Below are 16,001 nucleotides of genomic sequence, written 5' to 3' on the forward strand. Positions count from 1 at the left end.
GCGCTATCCTTTACTTCGGAAACGCCACCACTTCCGCCTGCTGCTCGCCCAAGCCCGCAATCCCCAAACGCAGCGTATCGCCCTTCTTGAGGAAGCGCTGCGGCTTACGCCCCATCCCCACGCCCGGCGGCGTGCCGGTGGTGATGATGTCGCCCGGCTCCAGCGTCATGAAGCGCGAGATGTAGCTCACCAGCTGCGCCACCGTGAACACCATGGTCGAGGTATTCCCGGTCTGCATGCGCTTGCCGTTCACTTCCAGGTAGAGGTCCAGGTCCTGCACGTCAAAAATTTCATCGCGCGTGACCAGGAACGGCCCCACCGGCCCGAAGGTGTCGCAGCCTTTACCTTTATCCCACTGCGAACCCATCTCGAACTGGTAGGCGCGCTCGGTGACGTCGTTCACCACGCAATAACCGGCCACGAACTTCAGCGCCTCTTCCTCGCTCACGTACTGCGCACGCGTGCCGATGATGACACCCAACTCGACTTCCCAGTCGGTCTTCTTCGAGCCCTTCGGCAGCTGGATCGGATCGTCCGGCCCGTTCAGGCAGCTGGTGGCCTTGGTGAAGAACACCGGTTCGGCCGGCACCGCGGCGCCGGTTTCGGCCGCGTGGTCGGCGTAGTTCATGCCCACGCCGATGAACTTGCCGACGCGCGCCACCGGCACGCCCAGGCGCGGGTTGCCGCGCACCAGCGGCAGGGTCTTCCAGTCGACCTTGGCCAGCTTGCGCAGTGCCTTGTCGTTCAATACGGCGGCGTCGATGTCCTCGATCACGCCGGACAGGTCGCGCAGGCGCCCTTCTTCGTCGAACAAACCCGGTTTTTCCTTGCCAGGGCGGCCATAGCGCACCAATCTCATCGTCTTATCCTGTGTCGTGCGTCCGGTGCCACCGTGGCGCCGGACAAAGAACGCATGATACCAAGCTTACTTCTTGAGAGTCAGCAGGTAGGCGCTCATGTCGAGGGCCTCGCGCTCGCTCACGCCCATGGCCGGCATCGCGGTGCCGGGGTCGATGGTCTGCGGTTCTCGGATCCAGCGCACCAGGTTGGCCTGGGTGTTCGGCAGATTGCCGCCGATGTACTGGCGGTCGCCCAGGTCGTCGAGCGTGCGGCCGACGTAGACCTCGGAGCCGGTCACGCCGGGGATCATGTGGCAGGCGCGGCAGGCATGCTGGGCCAGCGCGACGCGGCCGCGCTCGGGGTCGCCCTGCAGGCCGGCCGGCGCTTCGTTCGGTTTGCCGCAGCCGGCCAGCAGCGCCAGCAGCAGGGTCGGGAGAAGGAGGCGGCTCATGGCGCATCCTCCGCCATCGGCGCGGTGACCGGCGTGGCCGTGTTCACCTGGGTGTTCGTGACGGCGCCATACTCGCGCGCCGACAGTGTCGGCAGCACGCCCATGAAGGCGACCACCGCCCAGGTATCGGCTTCGCTCATGTGGTATTCCCAGGCGGGCATGCCGCTCATCTTGATGCCCTTGCGCGTGATCCAGTACAGCTCGCGCTGGCCCCAGCGCTTGCCGGCGTCGATCAGCGGGCCGGGCACCGGCTGCATGCTTTGCCCGATCGGCGACTGGGCAAAGCCGGGGCCGCCGTGGCACTGGGCGCAATTGGCGGCATACAGGGCCGCGCCGCGCTTGATCTGCTGCGGGTCGCCGAGCTTCGGCACCTCGACGTCGCGCGCGTAATGGCGCACCGAGTAATGCATGCCGGTTTCCAGCACCGTGTACACCGGCTGCCAGTGCGAACTGATGGCGGTGATGTCGTACCAGCCGGCGCGCAGCACGATCCCGCCGATGGCAGCGGCGGCAAGCCCGGTAACGGCAAGCGTGGCCGCGATGGTTTTCAGGATCAGGCGTTGGCGGTTCGACGACATCGGTTCCGTTTCAAGGGGCGCACACAGTTGAAAATAAGATATTGCTATTCTTGTATTATAAAGAGACCCCGGTTTTTCGTTATTTCGAATTGTGCGCATGCTCCTTCTCTCTCATTCCCCGACCTCCCGATGTTGGCCCAGGCTGCTCGGTGCGCTGCTGTGTGCAGGCGCGCTGGCCGGCTGCGGCAAGGAGGAGGCGGTTGCGCCGTCCGTTGCCGGCGGCGACCCGAAACAGGGCCAGCACCTGATCGCGCAATACCAGTGCGCGGCCTGCCACCGGATACCCGAAGTGCCCGGCGCGCACGGCAACGCCGGCCCACCACTGGACGCCTTCGGACGCAAGAGCTACATCGCCGGCGGCATCCCGAACGTTCCCGACAACCTGATCCGCTGGCTCGATAATCCGCAAGCCATGAAACCCGGCACCCTGATGCCGGACGTGGGCGTCTCCCCCGAGGAAGCGCGCCACATGGCGGCCTACCTGTACACGCTGGAATGAGCGCCGCGATGCCTGTTGAACCGAGCGCGACCGCGCAATCGGTCCTGCACCCGGCAGGGCCCGATGCCTCCATCATCGCCGACTTCGCCTGGGTACTGTTCGGCGGCGGCGCCCTCATCTTCATCGGCGTGATGGCCCTGCTTGTGCTGGCCGTGCGCCGCCGTCCCGAGCCGGTGAATGCGCGGCGCTGGATCGTCGGCGCCGGCTTCGCCTTCCCGGTGGTGGTGCTGAGCATCCTGCTGGTGTGGAGCACCTGGCGCAGCGCCGAGCTCACGCCGCAGACCTCGAAAGGCGCCTTCACGGTCGGCGTCACCGCCAAGATGTGGTGGTGGGAAGTGCGCTACCACGACCCGGCCAGCGGACGCCAGATCGCCAGCGCCAACGAGATCCGCATCCCGGTCGGGCGCCCGGTTTACATCGGCCTGACGTCGAGCGACGTGATCCACAGCCTGTGGATTCCGGCCCTGAACGGCAAGATGGATACCGTCCCGGGCCGCGTCACCGGCCTGACACTGCGCGCCGACAAGCCCGGCGTCTACCGCGGCCAGTGCGCCGAATACTGCGGCGAGCAGCATGCGCGCATGGCCCTGCACGTGGTGGCGATGCCGCAGGACGAGTTCGACCGCTGGCTGGCAAAGGAAGCACAGCCGGCCGCGTCGACCGCCGGCGCCCCGAACGAGCAGCTGCTCGAACGCGGCCGCGCCGCCTTCCTGCAGCAGCGCTGCCAGGCCTGCCACACGGTGCGCGGCATCGGCGACACCGGCGGCGTGGAGGCCCTCGCCGAGAATGCGCTCCTCGGCCCCGACCTGACCCACATCGGCAGCCGCCTGCACATCGCCGCCGGCACCCTGCGCAACCACCGCGGCACCCTGGCCGGCTGGGTGGCCGACCCGCAGGCGATCAAGCCCGGCGCGCGCATGCCGGCCGCCGCCGACCTCGATGGCGAAACCCTGCACGCCCTCGCGGCCTACCTGGAACACCTGAAATGACCGATACCGCAGCACGCTCACCCGCATCGCTACCCAGCTCCTTGCCGCGGCCGGCGCAGGAATTCCCGCGCCTGGAAAAGACCTGGGTCACGCCGAGCGGCCTGCGCTTCCTCACCAGCGTCAACAACACGAACATCGGCCTGCTCTACATCGGCACCGCCCTGCTGTTCTTCCTGCTGGCGGGCGTGCTGGGCCTGCTGATGCGCGCCCAGCTGGCCGTGCCCGACAACGACCTGCTCTCGCCCTCGACCTACAACCAGGTCTTCACCATGCACGGCAGCGTGATGATGTTCCTGTTCGCGATTCCGATCGTGGAAGCGCTGGCCGTCTACCTGCTGCCGAACATGCTGGGCGCACGCGACCTGCCCTTCCCGCGCCTGTCGGCCTATGCCTACTGGGCCTACGCCATCGGCGGCCTGGCCTTCTTCTGCACCCTGTTCGTCGGCCTGGCGCCGGACGGCGGCTGGTTCATGTACCCGCCGCTCACGGGCAAGCAGTATTCGCCAGGGCTGAACGCCGACTTCTGGCTGCTCGGGATCGGCTTCATCGAGATTTCCGCGATTGCCGGCGCCATCGAACTGATCGTCGGCATCCTGTTTACGCGCGCGCCGGGCATGACGCTTTCGCGCATGCCGGTGTATGCCTGGGCCATGCTGGTGGTCGGCATCATGATCGTATTCGCCTTCCCGGCGGTGATCGCCGGCACCGCCCTGCTGGAGATGGAACGCGCCTTCGAATGGCCCTTCTTCGACGCCACGCGCGGCGGCGACCCCGTGCTGTGGCAGCATTTGTTCTGGTTCTTCGGCCACCCCGAGGTCTACATCATCTTCCTGCCGGCGGCCGGCATGGTCTCGACCATGATCCCGACGATTGCCGGCACCGCCCTGGTCGGCCGCCGCGCCATCATCGTGGCCCTGGTGGTGGTCTGCTTCTTCAGCTTCGCACTCTGGGCCCACCACATGTTCACGGCGGGTCTCGGCATCATGACGATGAGCTTCGTCTCGGCCGCCAGCATGGCCGTGGCCGTGCCTACCGCGATCCAGGTATTCGCCTGGATCGCCACGCTGTGGAAGGGCAAGGTGACGATGAACGCGCCGGCCCTGTTCCTGGGCGGCTTCATGTTCATTTTCGTGCTCGGCGGCCTGACCGGTGTGATGGTGGCCCTGCTGCCCTTCGACTGGCAGGTGCACGACACCTACTTCATCGTCGCCCACTTCCATTACGTGCTGATCGGCGGGATGGTGTTCCCGGTGTTCGCCGGCCTGTACTACTGGATCCCGCTGATCAAGGGCCAGTGCCTGTCCGAGCGCGTGGCGCGCTGGGCCTTCTGGCTGATGTTCGGCGGCTTCAATCTCGCCTTCTTCCCGATGCACATCACGGGTTTGCTGGGCATGCCGCGCCGGGTGTACACCTATCCGGCCGAGATGGAGTGGCAGGTGCTGAACATGGTGTCCACGGTCGGCGCCTTCGTGTTCGCGCTGGGCGTGGTCGTGTTCACGGTGGACCTGGTCCGCACCCAGCGCCGCCCGTCGAAAGCGCCGGGCAATCCGTGGAATGCCTCGACGCTGGAATGGCTGCCGTCGGAAGACTACGCCACGCGCAGCATCCCGCTCATCACCTCGGTCGATCCCCTCTGGGAACAGCCGGGTTTGTCGGAACAGGTGGAAGCGGGCCAGCACTACCTGCCCGGCACCGTAACCGGCAAGCGCGAGACCATCGCCACCAGCCCGATCGGCGCGCGGCCCACCTACCTGATGATCCTGCCCGGCGACAGCTGGCTGCCGCTGATCGCCGCCGCCGGCACCGCCGGCTTCTTCCTGCTGCTGACGGTGAAGGCGACCTGGCTGGCCTGGACCTGCGGCCTGGTGGCCATCGGCTGCACCATGGCCTGGCTGTGGGAATCCGACGCCAAGCCGCCGGTGAAGGAAGCGCACGTGTCGGACGACCTGGTGCTGCCAGTCGGGGCGCGCGGCAAGAACTCGCATTCGTGGTGGGCGACCATCATCATGCTGATCGTCGACGCCATCATCTTCGCTTCGCTGGTGTTCGCCTACATCCACATCTCGATGCGGCTGATCGTCTGCCCGCCGCCGACGGCCGGCTTGCCGGAGCCGATGTGGCAGCTGCTCTCGAGCGGCCTGCTGCTGGGTGCGGCGGGCCTGATGTATGCAGCCACGCGCGCCGTCGGCAAGCGGCGCCTGCCCTGGCTGGCGCTGGCCGCGGTGGCCTGCGTGATTGCCGCCTTCGGCGCCGACTTCTACGGTTACCAGCTGGCCGGCCTGGCGCCGCGCCGCCTGGCCTGGAGCGCGACCATTGCGGCGATGCTGACCTACCAGGGCCTGCACGTGGTGCTGACGGTGCTGGTCGGCCTCTACCTGGCGGTGCGCGGCTGGTGCGGACGCATCGGCGAACACCACCGCGCCACGCTCGATAACACGGCGCTGATCGTGTACTACACCGTGCTGCAGGGGATCGTGGCGGCGGTGGTGGTGCATGGCGTGCCCATGCTGATGGATTGACGATGCGCGAACGATTTTTCAGGAAGCTGATGCGCGGGACCCTGCCGCTGCTGGTGTGGGCGGCGCACTTCGCCGCCTGCTATGTGTTCGTGGCGGCGCAGTGCAGTCCGCTGGGGTATGAGCCGGGGTATCCGCAGCGCTGGCCGCTGGCGCTGTTCACGGCCGCGGCGCTGGCGGTGTGCGGGTGGCTGGTGTGGAAGTGGCGCGGGACCTTGCAGCGGGCGGACGAACGTACGCCGCTGCTGGACTGGGCGGCGGCGGGGTCGGCGCTGTTGTCGTTCGTGGGGATTATCTGGACGTCGGTGCCGATGTGGCTGGTGGAGGGCTGCAAGTAAGCGGAGCCCATGGCCTCAACCGTACGGTGGGCACGCTGTGCCCACGCGGATATATGAACGGTGTTGGCCGCATCGCGACCGTTCGGATTGATTATTGTTAGCGTCACGAATGATCATTCGGAAACGCTAGCAATGGTACGAAATCATCGACAGGAATAAAGCCAACACCATGCACGCATCCGCGTGGGCACGGGGTGCCCACCGTACGGTTACAGCCGCAGGCTATCGGGCAGCCGGGCGAACTCGCCACACCACATTCCCCACATCGTCCGCCACCAGCAGCGCGCCCCGCTTGTCGACCGCCACACCCACCGGCCGCCCATAAGCCTCGCCCTCCACGTTCACGAACCCGCTCAAAATCTCGACCGGCATCCCGTTCGGCTTGCCGTCTGCGAACGGCACGTACACCACGTTGTACCCCGACAGCGGCTTGCGGTTCCACGACCCATGCTGCCCGATGAAGGCGCCGCTGGCATACGCCGGCCCGAGTTGCGCCCCTTCCGCAAACGCCAGCCCCAGCGCCGCCACGTGGGCGCCCAGCGCGTAATCGGGCGCGATGGCCCTGGCCACCAGCTCCGGACGCGGCGGCTTCACGCGCGCATCCACGTGCTGGCCGTAATAGCTGTACGGCCAGCCATAGAACCCGCCATCCTTTACCGAGGTCAGGTAGTCCGGCACCAGGTCGCTGCCGATCTCGTCGCGCTCGTTCACCACGGTCCACAGGGTGCCGGTTCGCGGTTCCCAGGCCATGCCGTTCGGGTTGCGCAGGCCCGAGGCGAACAGGCGCGTGCCGCCGCTCTTCACGTCCACTTCCAGGATGGCGGCGCGGTTGATCTCGTTCTCCAGGCCGTTCTCGCCGACGTTGCTGTTCGAGCCCACCGTGGCGTACAGCTTGCTGCCGTCGCGGCTGGCGAGGATGTTCTTGGTCCAGTGGTGGTTCAATCCGGCCGGCAGCGGCGCCAGGCGTTGTCCGGCTTCGGTAATGGCGGTGGCGCCCTCCTTGTACGGGAAGCGCACGATGGCGTCGGCATTCGCCACGTACAGACTGTCGCCCACCAGCGCCATGCCGAAGGGCGAATGCAGGCCCTTCAGGAACACGCTGCGGGTCTCGGCCACGCCGTCGCCGTCGACATCGCGCAGCAGCGTGATGCGGTCGGCGCTCGGCACGCCCGCCCCTGCTTTCGCCATGACCTTGCCCATCACCCAGGCGCGCACGCCCGACTGCTTGGTCTCGGGCGTTTGCGGCTTGTTCGATTCCGCCACCAGCACGTCGCCGTTCGGCAGCACGTACAGCCAGCGCGGATGGTCCAGGCCACGGGCCAGGGCCTGCACTTCCAGCCCCTGCGCCGCCCGCGGCTTGGCGCCTTCCGGCCAGCCCTTCGCGGGCGCGATGTCGACGGTGGGGATCAGGCTCTGCTTCGGCGCCGGTAGCTGCGGCGCGGGACCGACGCCGGCGCCGGCCGGCAAGGTGGACTTGTCGCCGCAGCCGGCGAGCACGGACAGCGCGGCGGCGGCGAAGATGGCGGGCAAAGGACGGCGCATGGGAGTCTCCGGTATCGGGCGAAGTGGCAGTGACCGATTGTAACCAGATCGGCACGACTACTCTGCCCGATACCGCAGCCCCCATCCGGCGGCTCGCTAGGCCGGACGATGCGCCTCCTCGACCGCTGGCGCGGCGACTGGCATCGATGCCGACCGCCCACGCCGCAGCCAGCCCACCAGCCCCGGCAATTGCAGCAGCACCAGCACGCCGAACGCCACCCGGTAGGCCAGCGCCGGATAATGCCCGCCCGCGTCCGGCGTCCACAAGCCCACCACCAGCCCGAAGCCCGCCTGCACCAGAAACGCCCCGACGAAGATCAGGAGGTTCAGGCAGGTGGCGGCGCGCCCGGTGAGTTCGCGCGGCATGCTCTGGGCGACGATCGCGTACTCGATGCCGGTGATCGTGCCCACCAGCGTGAACAGCACCGACAGCAACTGGAAGCTCGGCGCATAGCCGACCACGAAGGCGGCCTGCACCAGCACGAACAGGGCGATGCCGATACCCGCCACCTGTATCGGCGTCACGCCGCGCTTGCCCGCCCACTCGGTGATCATGCCCACCGCGATCGCCCCGAAGATCACGGCGGCCATGCTCATGTAGAGCAGGTAGGCCACGGCATCGTCCGGGAAGTGCGCCACGTCGTTCAGCCAGCGCCCGATCCACAGGCCCTGGATGCCGAAGAACACCGCATGCGGGATCAGCACCAGCGAGATCGTGCTGCGAAAGCTGGGCGTGCGGTAGACCTGGCGCAGCGATTGCAGCACCGGCACTTTCGCCCCCGCCGGTTTGCTGCTTGCCGGGGCCAGCAGCCAGATCGCGGCGCCGCTGATGGCAACCAGCGCCGCCAGCGCGACGAACAGCCCGCGCCAGTCGGTGTATTCCAGCGCCAGGCGCACCGGCATGGTGGAGGACGCCGCACCGAGCCCGCCGACCGCGATCAGGTAGCCGTGCACCGAGGGCAGCTTGCCTGGCGCGATCCAGGTCGACAAGGCCTTCACCGCCGACATGAAGCAGCCGCCCAGGCCGCAGCCGAGGATGGCGCGCGCCAGCATCAGTTGCCCGAAGCTCTGGCCATACGCGAACAGCAGCGCGCCCAGGGCCGCGAACAGCATCAGCGCCAACTGCACCTTGCGCGGGCCGTAGCGGTCGAGCGCGATCCCGACCGGCAGCTGCACCAGCGCGAACGCGAAGAAGAACGCGCTGGTGAGCAGGCCGAGCTGGCCGGGCGTGAGCGCCATCGCCTTGAGCAAGTCCGGCGCCAGTACCGCGTTCACGTTGCGCAGCATCGAGGACAGGTAGTGCCCGAGTGCGAACGGCAGGAACACGGTGAAAAAAACCGCCACGCCGGACAGGCGTGGCGGGTTTTGGGTGCCTTCCATGGCGGCGGTGCTTATGCCGCGCTGGGCTGGCTGTCGCTGGCGCGGCCGTCGTGGCTGCGCACCTGCACGATCGGGATCACGCGCCCTGCCGGCGGATGCGCCACATCGCCGGCTTCCTCTTCAAAGAAGAATTTCTTGCGGCCGAACGCCGGCTTCAGGTGATCGAGCCAGGTGGCGTCCGGGTCGTACTTGGCAAAGAAGGGCTTGCGCACCCACTCGGGGTTACGCGCCTGCAGGAACTGCAGGGCAAACAGCTTTTCGCCGTTGATGGTCACCACGCCGTCGATCACGACCTTGCCCGGGAAGGCGCTCATCGACGGCCCGCGCACGGTGCGCGACAGGCCCGAGACCATCGAATACGCGGCCTGGAAGATCTCGTGGGCACGGGCCAGGGGCAGCGCGAAGTAGTCGCTCGGGCCGGTGTCGCGCTCGACGAACATGTAGTACGGGATGGCCCCCAGGCGCACGCCGGTGGTCCAGAGCTCGGCCCAGCTCTTCGGGTCTTCATTGATGTGGCGGATCAGCGGCCCCTGCATGCGCAGCGTGGCGCCGGTGCCGACGATGCGTTTCACGGCCTGCTGGGCAATCGGGTGGCGCAGCTCCACGGCGTGGTTGTAGTGGCCCATGATGGCCAGGTTCTTGCCGGCCTTGACCACGCGCTCGAACAGGCGCATCAAATCGTCGGAGTCCTTGTCCGACACGTAGCGCTGCGGCCAGTAGGCCACCGACTTGGTGCCGATGCGGATGTTCTGGATGTGGGCCAGCTCCGGCGCCAGCAGCGGCTCCAGGAATTCGGCCAGCGAACGCGTATTCATGATCATCGGGTCGCCGCCGGTGATCAGGACGTCGGTCACGTCGGGGTGGGTCGCCAGGTAGGACACCAGTTCCGTGCATTCGCGGGCGTCGAACTTCATCTCGTCCATGCCGACGAACTGCGGCCAGCGGAAGCAGAAGGTGCAATAGGCGTGGCAGGTCTGGCCCGAGCTCGGGAAGAACAGGACCGTTTCCTTGTACTTGTGCTGCAGCCCCTTCAGCGGCGCATCGTTCACGCGCGGCACGTTGTGCGTCATCTGGCCGGCCGGGTGCGGGTTCATGCGCATGCGGATCTGGTGCACCAGCTTCGCAATGGCCTCGTTGTCCTTTTTATGGAGCACCAGGTCGCGCAGCTGTTCGTACTCCTTCGCCGGCAGCATGTCGCGGTGCGGGAAGGTCAGGCGGAAGATGGGGTCGTCGGGAATCTTGTCCCAGTCGATGAGCTGGTCGAGCACGTATTCGTTCACGCGAAACGGCAGCACGTGCGAGACCACCTGGACCGCTTCCTGCAGGTCGGGGCTCATCCATTGCCACTGGCGCGCAAGGGCGATGGTCTGGCGCGTGTAGGGTTTGAACTTGGCGGGCGTTGAATCGAGGGTGCTCACGGCATGCTCCTGGAAAGGAAAGATGGAGGGAGGGAAGAACGACCACCAATTCTTGGAAAAGAAGTTGGCGGCGGAACGTCATCTTAGGAATCCCTCATGCAACTTGAATTGCCTGCAATCAACTCAGCCGATCAAACATTTCTCCAAAGAACAATTCTATGCGGCAAGACAAATGCCGGCGACGCCACACCGGCCTTCACCCTTTGCGCATTCGCAAATTGCCTATAGGAAGTGCCGCGTACATTCCTTAATGCACTTAAGAAAGTTTTACCTATCGCACTACTCTGAAAGGACATGCACCATGAAGCTGCTCGCCACTGCTACCGCCCTGTGCCTCGGTCTTGCCTGCTCCGGCGCGCTGGCCAACGAACCGACCGAAAAAGACGCCATTGCCATGGCCGAACGCGGCGCGGCCCTGATGAAATCCAAGGGCAAGGCCGAGATGATGAAGAAGATCAACGCCAAGGACCCGGATTTCGTCCAGGGCGAACTGTATGTCGACATGCGCGACATCAAGACCGGCATCGTGCTGGCCCACCCGTACAACCCCTCGATCGTCGGCAAGGACCTGACCGACGTGCCCGATGCCAACGGCAAGAAATACCGCCGCGAGATCATCGAACTGGCCGCCGCCAAGGGCAAGGGCTGGGTCGACTACCAGTACAAGAACCCGACTTCCGGCAAGATCGAGCCGAAGACCACCTACATCCTGCGCGTCGACGACGTCGTGCTGGAAGCGGGCATCTACAAGAAATAAGCACACGTGCTGACGGGGCGGCCATGGCCGCCCTTTTCTTTTGCCTTGGAGGTGGAGCATGCTGAAAAAATTGCGGATCGGGCCGAAGCTCTTGCTGGCGCCGGGACTGGTGCTGGTGCTGCTGACGCTGCTCTCCGGCGCCGCCTATTACGGCATGGTGCGCCAGCACGCTTCGCTGGAAAACATGGTGCAGGTACGCGCGGCGCGCCTGCAGGACGCGGCCGACGTCGCCGGCGATGCGAAGTACGCGCACGCCAACATCTACCAGTTGCTGGCCTGGGTCAGCGGCAGCTTCGCCAAGAACCGGCTCGATGCCCTGATCGCCGACATCCACAAGAAGCACGCGGGCATCGGCGCCCAGCTGGGGGCCCTGGCAAAGGTTGCCAACCCCGAGGAACGCAAGCTGATCGACGCCTCCGGCGCGGCGCTGGCCGCCTACCGCAAGGCGGTGCTGGAGACCATCGAGATGGCCCAGGTCGACCAGTCGATCGCCACCAACTCGATGCAGAAGGCGGAAAAGGAATTCGGCGTGCTGAACACGCAGCTCGCGCAACTGGCCGCGCTGGAAACCACGCTGAGCGAACGCGCCTACGCCGCCGCCGGCGCCGAGTTCAAGACCCTGGGTGTGACGATGGCGGTACTGGTGGTGCTGTCGATCGCCCTGTCGCTGGTGGTGACCATGCTGGTGCGGCGCGCGATGCTGGCCGACATCCGCAAGATCTCCGACGTGGTGGCCGAACTGGCCGAAGGCCGGCTCTCTGCAGGCGTAGGCAGCGACGGGCGCGACGAGATCGCGGATACGTCGCGCGCACTCGACCACACCATCGCCAACCTGAACACGACCCTGCACTCGGTGCTGACCTCGGTGCGCTCGATCGACACCGCATCGAAGGAAATCGCCACCGGCAACCTGGACCTGTCGACCCGCACCGAGCTGCAGGCCGGCTCGCTCGAGCAGACCGCCAGCGCCATGGAAACCCTGACCGTGGCCGTGAAGGACAACGCGAACAACGCACGCCTGGCCACCGACCTGGCGGCCGAAGCGGCAAGGCTGGCGGCGAATGGTGGCCAGGCCGTCGACCGCGCCGTGAGCACCATGGAGTCCATCAAAGCCAGCTCGCGCAAGATCGTCGAGATCATCGGCGTCATCGACGGCATCTCCTTCCAGACGAATATCCTGGCCCTGAACGCGGCGGTGGAAGCGGCGCGCGCCGGCGAGCAGGGACGCGGCTTTGCGGTGGTGGCGTCCGAGGTGCGCACCCTGGCCCAGCGTTCGGCGGCGGCGGCGAAGGAGATCAAGGCGCTGATCGCGGACTCGGTGGCGATCATCGACGGCGGCAGCGCCTCGGTGGAAGAAGCCGGCAGCAGCATGGGCCACATCGTGGCCTCGGTGCAGCAGGTGAACGACATCATCGGCCGCATCAGCATCGCCAGTACCGAGCAGGCCGACGGCATTGCGGAAGTCAACCGCGCGGTCGGGCAGATGGACGACATGACCCAGCAGAACGCGGCCCTGGTCGAGGAAGCGGCGGCGGCGGCGGAAAGCCTGCACGAACAGACAGTGAACCTGGCGCGCGCGGTGTCAATCTTCAAGATCGAGGGCATCGCGCCGCTGGCCGAAGCCGACGAGGATGCACTGGATACCGAGCCGGCCGGTTTCCACGAGCCGCTCGAGCCGCTCGAGCGGCGCGCGCCGGGCAGCCCGATGCGCACCGGTGCGCCGCGCCCCCTGCTCGAGGCGCGTCAGCCGGCGCGCGAGCGCAGTGGTTCTGGCTCCAGGCTCAGCGGAACGGACGGCTGACGAAGCGCGACCCGGCCAGCCCGAAGCGCCAGGGCACGTCCATCGCCTTCGAGATGCCGATGCGCGGCCCGGCAACCACCTCCAGCCCCGGCGGCGCGGCCTGCAGTTCGAAGGGCGGCGCCCCCAGCGACATGCCATTGAAGTCGCGCGTCACGTTCAGGGCCTGGCACAGCTTGCCGGGCCCGGAGCACAACAGGCGCACATCCTCGGCGTCGCGCCGCGCGCGCATCACGTCGAGTCTCGCCAGGGGTTCGATCGCACGGATCAGCACCCCGGCGCCGTGTCCCTCCTCCATGCAGACGAAATTCAGGCACCAGTGGATGCCGTAGGAACGGTAGACATAGGCATGCGCCGGTGGGCCGAACATGGCGAAGTTGCGCGGCGTGGGGCCGGAGTAGGCATGCGAGGCCGGGTCCTCGCGGTCGTAGGCTTCGGTCTCGACGATACGGCCGCCGACACCGTCGACCAGCACGGTCACGCCGATCAGCTGGCGCGCCACCAGCTCGGCCGGCGCCATGAAATCGATCCCGGCCAGATAAGAACTAGGCTGCGCGCCGGCAGGCAAAGCGGTTTTCAGGGAATCCATGCGCCGATTCTAGGCATGCTTGCAACACCGCTCTGTTTGTTTTGCCACATAAGGCCGCCTGTTGCTGCAATGGAACCTAACCTCGGTTATAGTGGCAGCCTTGCGGTATTTCCAGAAAGCATCATCTCCTCATGAGCACAGTTGCAGCTAAAGCAATGCCCATGCGCGCTGCGGCCGCTGCGGCGCCCGCCTCGCCGGCACCTTCCGCAGCGGCGGACCAGGTCGATGCGCTGATCAAGTCGATCCGCATCCCACCCCGCCCCAGCCTGCTGGCCGACCTGCAAGCCGAACTGGCATCCAGCGATCCGTCGCCGGAAGCCATCGGCCGCATCGTCGCGCGCGACGTCGGCATGGCTGGCGCTTTGCTGAAACTGGCCAATTCCTCGCTGTTCGGCGGCCGCCGCGCCAAGTCGATCGAGCAGGCCATCCTTTTCCTCGGCATCAACCAGGTGGCCGCGCTGATGACCGGGCTGCTGGCGCGCCAGGCGATCCCGACCAACAACCCAGCCCTGGCCAGCTTCTGGGACGTGTCGACCAAGCGCTCGTACGCGATGATGTTCCTGTCGCGCCGCCTGCGCATCGGCGCGCCCGACATCGCCCACACCTTCGGCCTGTTCTGCGACACCGGCGTGCCACTCCTGATCGAACGCTTCCCCGACTACGAGGCCACGCTGCAGGACGCCGGCCTCGAACCGGTGCGCGCCTTTACCGAGGTCGAGCAGGAACGCCACAGCACCAGCCACGCGCAGGTCGGCTCGCTCCTGGCGCGCAACTGGGGCCTGTCGTCGGAAGTGGCCTGGGCCATCCTGCACCACCACGACTACCCGGTGCTGGAAGACGAGAACACCGACGACACGGTCCGCTCGCTGGTGGCCCTCTCGCTGCTGGCCGACCGCGCCATCCGGCGCTACCAGGGCCATGCCGGCTCGGTCGAATGGGACAAGGGCGGCGAACGCGCCTGCACCTACCTCTCGCTGGACGAAGACGAAACCGCCGAACTGCTCGACGAACTCGAAGAAGCGCTGCACGACGATCAGTAAGCGTTTTTGACAGCGTCCCGGTTCAGGCGGATACTCGATTCGTCCTGTTGGCACCGGAGGCGCGCGATGAAACGCCCGTTTTTGCTGCGGTATCTGCTGCTGTATGCCCTGCTGAATGCGCTGCTGAGCGGCTGCGCCGCCACGTCAACCCGGCCCACGCCGGAACTGGCGGCGCTGTTCGACGACGCCGCCTTCCCCGCCCCTGCCGCCCCGGCCGACGCCGCCAACCTGTTCACGCTGAGCGCGCCGATGCGCGTCCACCTCGACAGCCCCGCCTTCAAGGCCAGCCTGCGCGAAAAAGGCGCCGCGCGCGGTCTGGTATCCGCCCTGTACAGCAAGAGCGACCTGCAGCTCGACTACGACGCCAGCGTCACGCGCACCGCGGCCCAGACCTATGCCGCGCGCTCGGGCAACTGCCTGTCGCTGGTGATCATGACGGCGGCCTTTGCGCGCGCACTCGGCATGGAGGTGCGCTTCGCCAGCGTGCAGGCCGAGGAAACCTGGCACCGCAACGGCTCGCTCTACCTGATCAGTTCCCACGTCAACATCGCCCTGGCGCCGCGCACGGCCGGAGTCCATACCGTCAGCACGAATGCCGAGCCGCTGGTGATCGACTTCCTGGCCCCGAAAGACGCGGCGCGCCTGCCCAGCACCGAGCTGGGCGAAGATGACATCGTTGCCCTCTACATGAACAACCGCGCGGTGGAAGAGCTGGTGGCGGGCCGGATCGCGGACGCCTACTGGTGGGCGCGCGCGGCGATCCTGAAGCGGCCTTCCTCGCTGGCGGCCTACAACACGCTGGCCGTCGTGTATGCGCGCAACGGCAGGCCGCCGATGGCCGAGCGGGTCTACCGCGCGGCACTGGCGCGCGAGCCGGACAGCCTGGTGGTGATGCAGAACCTGGCGCAGGCGCTCAACAGCAACGGCAAGCACGAGGAAGCGCAGGCACTGCTGCGCCGCATCGAGCGCCTGCATCCGGCGCCGCCCTACCACTGGTTCAACCAGGGAATGACGGCCTACAGGGCGGGCAGGATGCGGGACGCGAAAACGCTGTTCGCGCGCGAAGTGGCGCGTGCGCCCTACAACGACGAGTTCCATTTCTGGCTCGGCGTGGCGTATCTGGGATTGGGGGAGGAAGAGGCTGCGGTGAAGGAATTGGCGCTGGCGCGCGATACCAGTACGCGAATCGACGCGCGCGAGCGCTATGCGGCCAAGCTGGGCCGCCTGCGCGCGAGCCTGCCCGGCTCGCCGCAGGTGCGCTGAAGG

15 protein-coding genes are annotated in these 16,001 nt (G+C 66.9%); 8 read left to right on the forward strand and 7 right to left on the reverse strand.

Annotated elements, in window-relative coordinates; genetic code table 11:
• Positions 1 to 10: 10 nt before the first annotated feature.
• The 3 genes from LK540_RS11435 to LK540_RS11445 all read right to left on the reverse strand — a co-directional run bounded on the left by LK540_RS11435 (position 11) and on the right by LK540_RS11445 (position 1,869).
• Positions 11 to 859: a fumarylacetoacetate hydrolase family protein gene (locus LK540_RS11435; RefSeq protein ID WP_229437411.1), complete on the reverse strand. Its 849-nt coding sequence runs from the start codon at positions 857 to 859 to the stop codon at positions 11 to 13.
• A gap of 66 nt (positions 860 to 925) precedes the next feature.
• Positions 926 to 1,291 (reverse strand): cytochrome c family protein, encoded by a 366-nt coding sequence (locus tag LK540_RS11440; RefSeq protein ID WP_229437412.1) that lies wholly within the window; start codon positions 1,289 to 1,291, stop codon positions 926 to 928.
• Complete coding sequence (locus LK540_RS11445; RefSeq protein WP_229437413.1) at positions 1,288 to 1,869, reverse strand: cytochrome c; 582 nt, start codon at positions 1,867 to 1,869, stop codon at positions 1,288 to 1,290. The genes LK540_RS11440 and LK540_RS11445 overlap by 4 nt, the downstream gene beginning before the upstream one ends.
• Before the next feature lie 97 nt (positions 1,870 to 1,966).
• Here LK540_RS11445 and LK540_RS11450 point away from each other — a divergent pair, with 97 nt between their 5' ends.
• Genes LK540_RS11450 through LK540_RS11465 form a run of 4 tightly spaced genes read left to right on the forward strand, consistent with a single transcriptional unit; the run spans position 1,967 to position 6,211 of the window.
• Positions 1,967 to 2,368, forward strand: a complete 402-nt coding sequence (locus LK540_RS11450; RefSeq protein WP_229437414.1) for a cytochrome c family protein — start codon at positions 1,967 to 1,969, stop codon at positions 2,366 to 2,368.
• Positions 2,369 to 2,376: 8 nt separating this feature from the next.
• Positions 2,377 to 3,357, forward strand: coding sequence for a cytochrome c oxidase subunit II (coxB, locus tag LK540_RS11455; RefSeq protein ID WP_229437415.1), 981 nt, complete (start codon positions 2,377 to 2,379; stop codon positions 3,355 to 3,357).
• Positions 3,354 to 5,876, forward strand: coding sequence for a cytochrome c oxidase subunit I (gene ctaD, locus LK540_RS11460; protein ID WP_229437416.1), 2,523 nt, complete (start codon positions 3,354 to 3,356; stop codon positions 5,874 to 5,876). The genes coxB and ctaD overlap by 4 nt, the downstream gene beginning before the upstream one ends.
• Positions 5,877 to 5,878: 2 nt before the next feature.
• Positions 5,879 to 6,211: a hypothetical protein gene (locus LK540_RS11465; RefSeq protein WP_229437417.1), complete on the forward strand. Its 333-nt coding sequence runs from the start codon at positions 5,879 to 5,881 to the stop codon at positions 6,209 to 6,211.
• Between the two features lie 222 nt (positions 6,212 to 6,433).
• On the opposite strand, the gene LK540_RS11470 is transcribed toward LK540_RS11465, so the two are convergent.
• The 3 genes from LK540_RS11470 to LK540_RS11480 all read right to left on the reverse strand — a co-directional run bounded on the left by LK540_RS11470 (position 6,434) and on the right by LK540_RS11480 (position 10,551).
• Positions 6,434 to 7,753, reverse strand: a complete 1,320-nt coding sequence (locus LK540_RS11470; RefSeq protein ID WP_229437418.1) for a sorbosone dehydrogenase family protein — start codon at positions 7,751 to 7,753, stop codon at positions 6,434 to 6,436.
• 96 nt (positions 7,754 to 7,849) lie between these two features.
• Positions 7,850 to 9,133 carry an MFS transporter gene (locus tag LK540_RS11475; protein WP_229437419.1) on the reverse strand — a complete coding sequence of 428 codons (1,284 nt, stop codon included), beginning with the start codon at positions 9,131 to 9,133 and terminating at the stop codon, positions 7,850 to 7,852.
• Positions 9,134 to 9,144: 11 nt separating this feature from the next.
• Positions 9,145 to 10,551 carry a lysine 2,3-aminomutase gene (locus tag LK540_RS11480; RefSeq protein ID WP_229437420.1) on the reverse strand — a complete coding sequence of 469 codons (1,407 nt, stop codon included), beginning with the start codon at positions 10,549 to 10,551 and terminating at the stop codon, positions 9,145 to 9,147.
• 301 nt (positions 10,552 to 10,852) lie between these two features.
• Here LK540_RS11480 and LK540_RS11485 point away from each other — a divergent pair, with 301 nt between their 5' ends.
• A complete protein-coding gene (locus tag LK540_RS11485; protein WP_229437421.1) occupies positions 10,853 to 11,308 on the forward strand; it encodes a cache domain-containing protein in 456 nt (151 codons plus the stop codon).
• Positions 11,309 to 11,366: 58 nt separating this feature from the next.
• Entirely contained in the window at positions 11,367 to 13,109 is a 1,743-nt protein-coding gene (locus LK540_RS11490) for a methyl-accepting chemotaxis protein (RefSeq protein ID WP_229437422.1), read from the forward strand.
• Here the strand turns inward: LK540_RS11490 and LK540_RS11495 are convergent.
• Positions 13,090 to 13,695: a DNA-3-methyladenine glycosylase gene (locus LK540_RS11495; RefSeq protein WP_229437423.1), complete on the reverse strand. Its 606-nt coding sequence runs from the start codon at positions 13,693 to 13,695 to the stop codon at positions 13,090 to 13,092. The two genes, LK540_RS11490 and LK540_RS11495, sit on opposite strands and share 20 nt — an antisense overlap.
• Positions 13,696 to 13,856: 161 nt before the next feature.
• On the opposite strand from LK540_RS11495, the gene LK540_RS11500 reads away from it, so the two are divergent.
• Entirely contained in the window at positions 13,857 to 14,735 is an 879-nt protein-coding gene (locus tag LK540_RS11500; RefSeq protein WP_229437424.1) for an HDOD domain-containing protein, read from the forward strand.
• Between the two features lie 66 nt (positions 14,736 to 14,801).
• Positions 14,802 to 15,998: a tetratricopeptide repeat protein gene (locus LK540_RS11505; RefSeq protein WP_229437425.1), complete on the forward strand. Its 1,197-nt coding sequence runs from the start codon at positions 14,802 to 14,804 to the stop codon at positions 15,996 to 15,998.
• Positions 15,999 to 16,001: the final 3 nt, after the last annotated feature.

Source organism: Massilia sp. IC2-278 (genome assembly GCF_020708045.1).
Classification (GTDB): Bacteria; Pseudomonadota; Gammaproteobacteria; order Burkholderiales; family Burkholderiaceae_D; genus Telluria.

Bases quoted from the DNA above. Each gene is read 5' to 3' on its own strand.
- LK540_RS11435 (WP_229437411.1), bottom strand. From the start codon at position 859: ATGAGATTGGTGCGCTATGGCCGCCCTGGCAAGGAAAAACCGGGTTTG.
- LK540_RS11440 (WP_229437412.1), bottom strand. From the start codon at position 1,291: ATGAGCCGCCTCCTTCTCCCGACCCTGCTGCTGGCGCTGCTGGCCGGC.
- LK540_RS11445 (WP_229437413.1), bottom strand. From the start codon at position 1,869: ATGTCGTCGAACCGCCAACGCCTGATCCTGAAAACCATCGCGGCCACG.
- LK540_RS11450 (WP_229437414.1), top strand. From the start codon at position 1,967: ATGCTCCTTCTCTCTCATTCCCCGACCTCCCGATGTTGGCCCAGGCTG.
- coxB (WP_229437415.1), top strand. From the start codon at position 2,377: ATGCCTGTTGAACCGAGCGCGACCGCGCAATCGGTCCTGCACCCGGCA.
- ctaD (WP_229437416.1), top strand. From the start codon at position 3,354: ATGACCGATACCGCAGCACGCTCACCCGCATCGCTACCCAGCTCCTTG.
- LK540_RS11465 (WP_229437417.1), top strand. From the start codon at position 5,879: ATGCGCGAACGATTTTTCAGGAAGCTGATGCGCGGGACCCTGCCGCTG.
- LK540_RS11470 (WP_229437418.1), bottom strand. From the start codon at position 7,753: ATGCGCCGTCCTTTGCCCGCCATCTTCGCCGCCGCCGCGCTGTCCGTG.
- LK540_RS11475 (WP_229437419.1), bottom strand. From the start codon at position 9,133: ATGGAAGGCACCCAAAACCCGCCACGCCTGTCCGGCGTGGCGGTTTTT.
- LK540_RS11485 (WP_229437421.1), top strand. From the start codon at position 10,853: ATGAAGCTGCTCGCCACTGCTACCGCCCTGTGCCTCGGTCTTGCCTGC.
- LK540_RS11490 (WP_229437422.1), top strand. From the start codon at position 11,367: ATGCTGAAAAAATTGCGGATCGGGCCGAAGCTCTTGCTGGCGCCGGGA.
- LK540_RS11495 (WP_229437423.1), bottom strand. From the start codon at position 13,695: ATGGATTCCCTGAAAACCGCTTTGCCTGCCGGCGCGCAGCCTAGTTCT.
- LK540_RS11500 (WP_229437424.1), top strand. From the start codon at position 13,857: ATGCGCGCTGCGGCCGCTGCGGCGCCCGCCTCGCCGGCACCTTCCGCA.
- LK540_RS11505 (WP_229437425.1), top strand. From the start codon at position 14,802: ATGAAACGCCCGTTTTTGCTGCGGTATCTGCTGCTGTATGCCCTGCTG.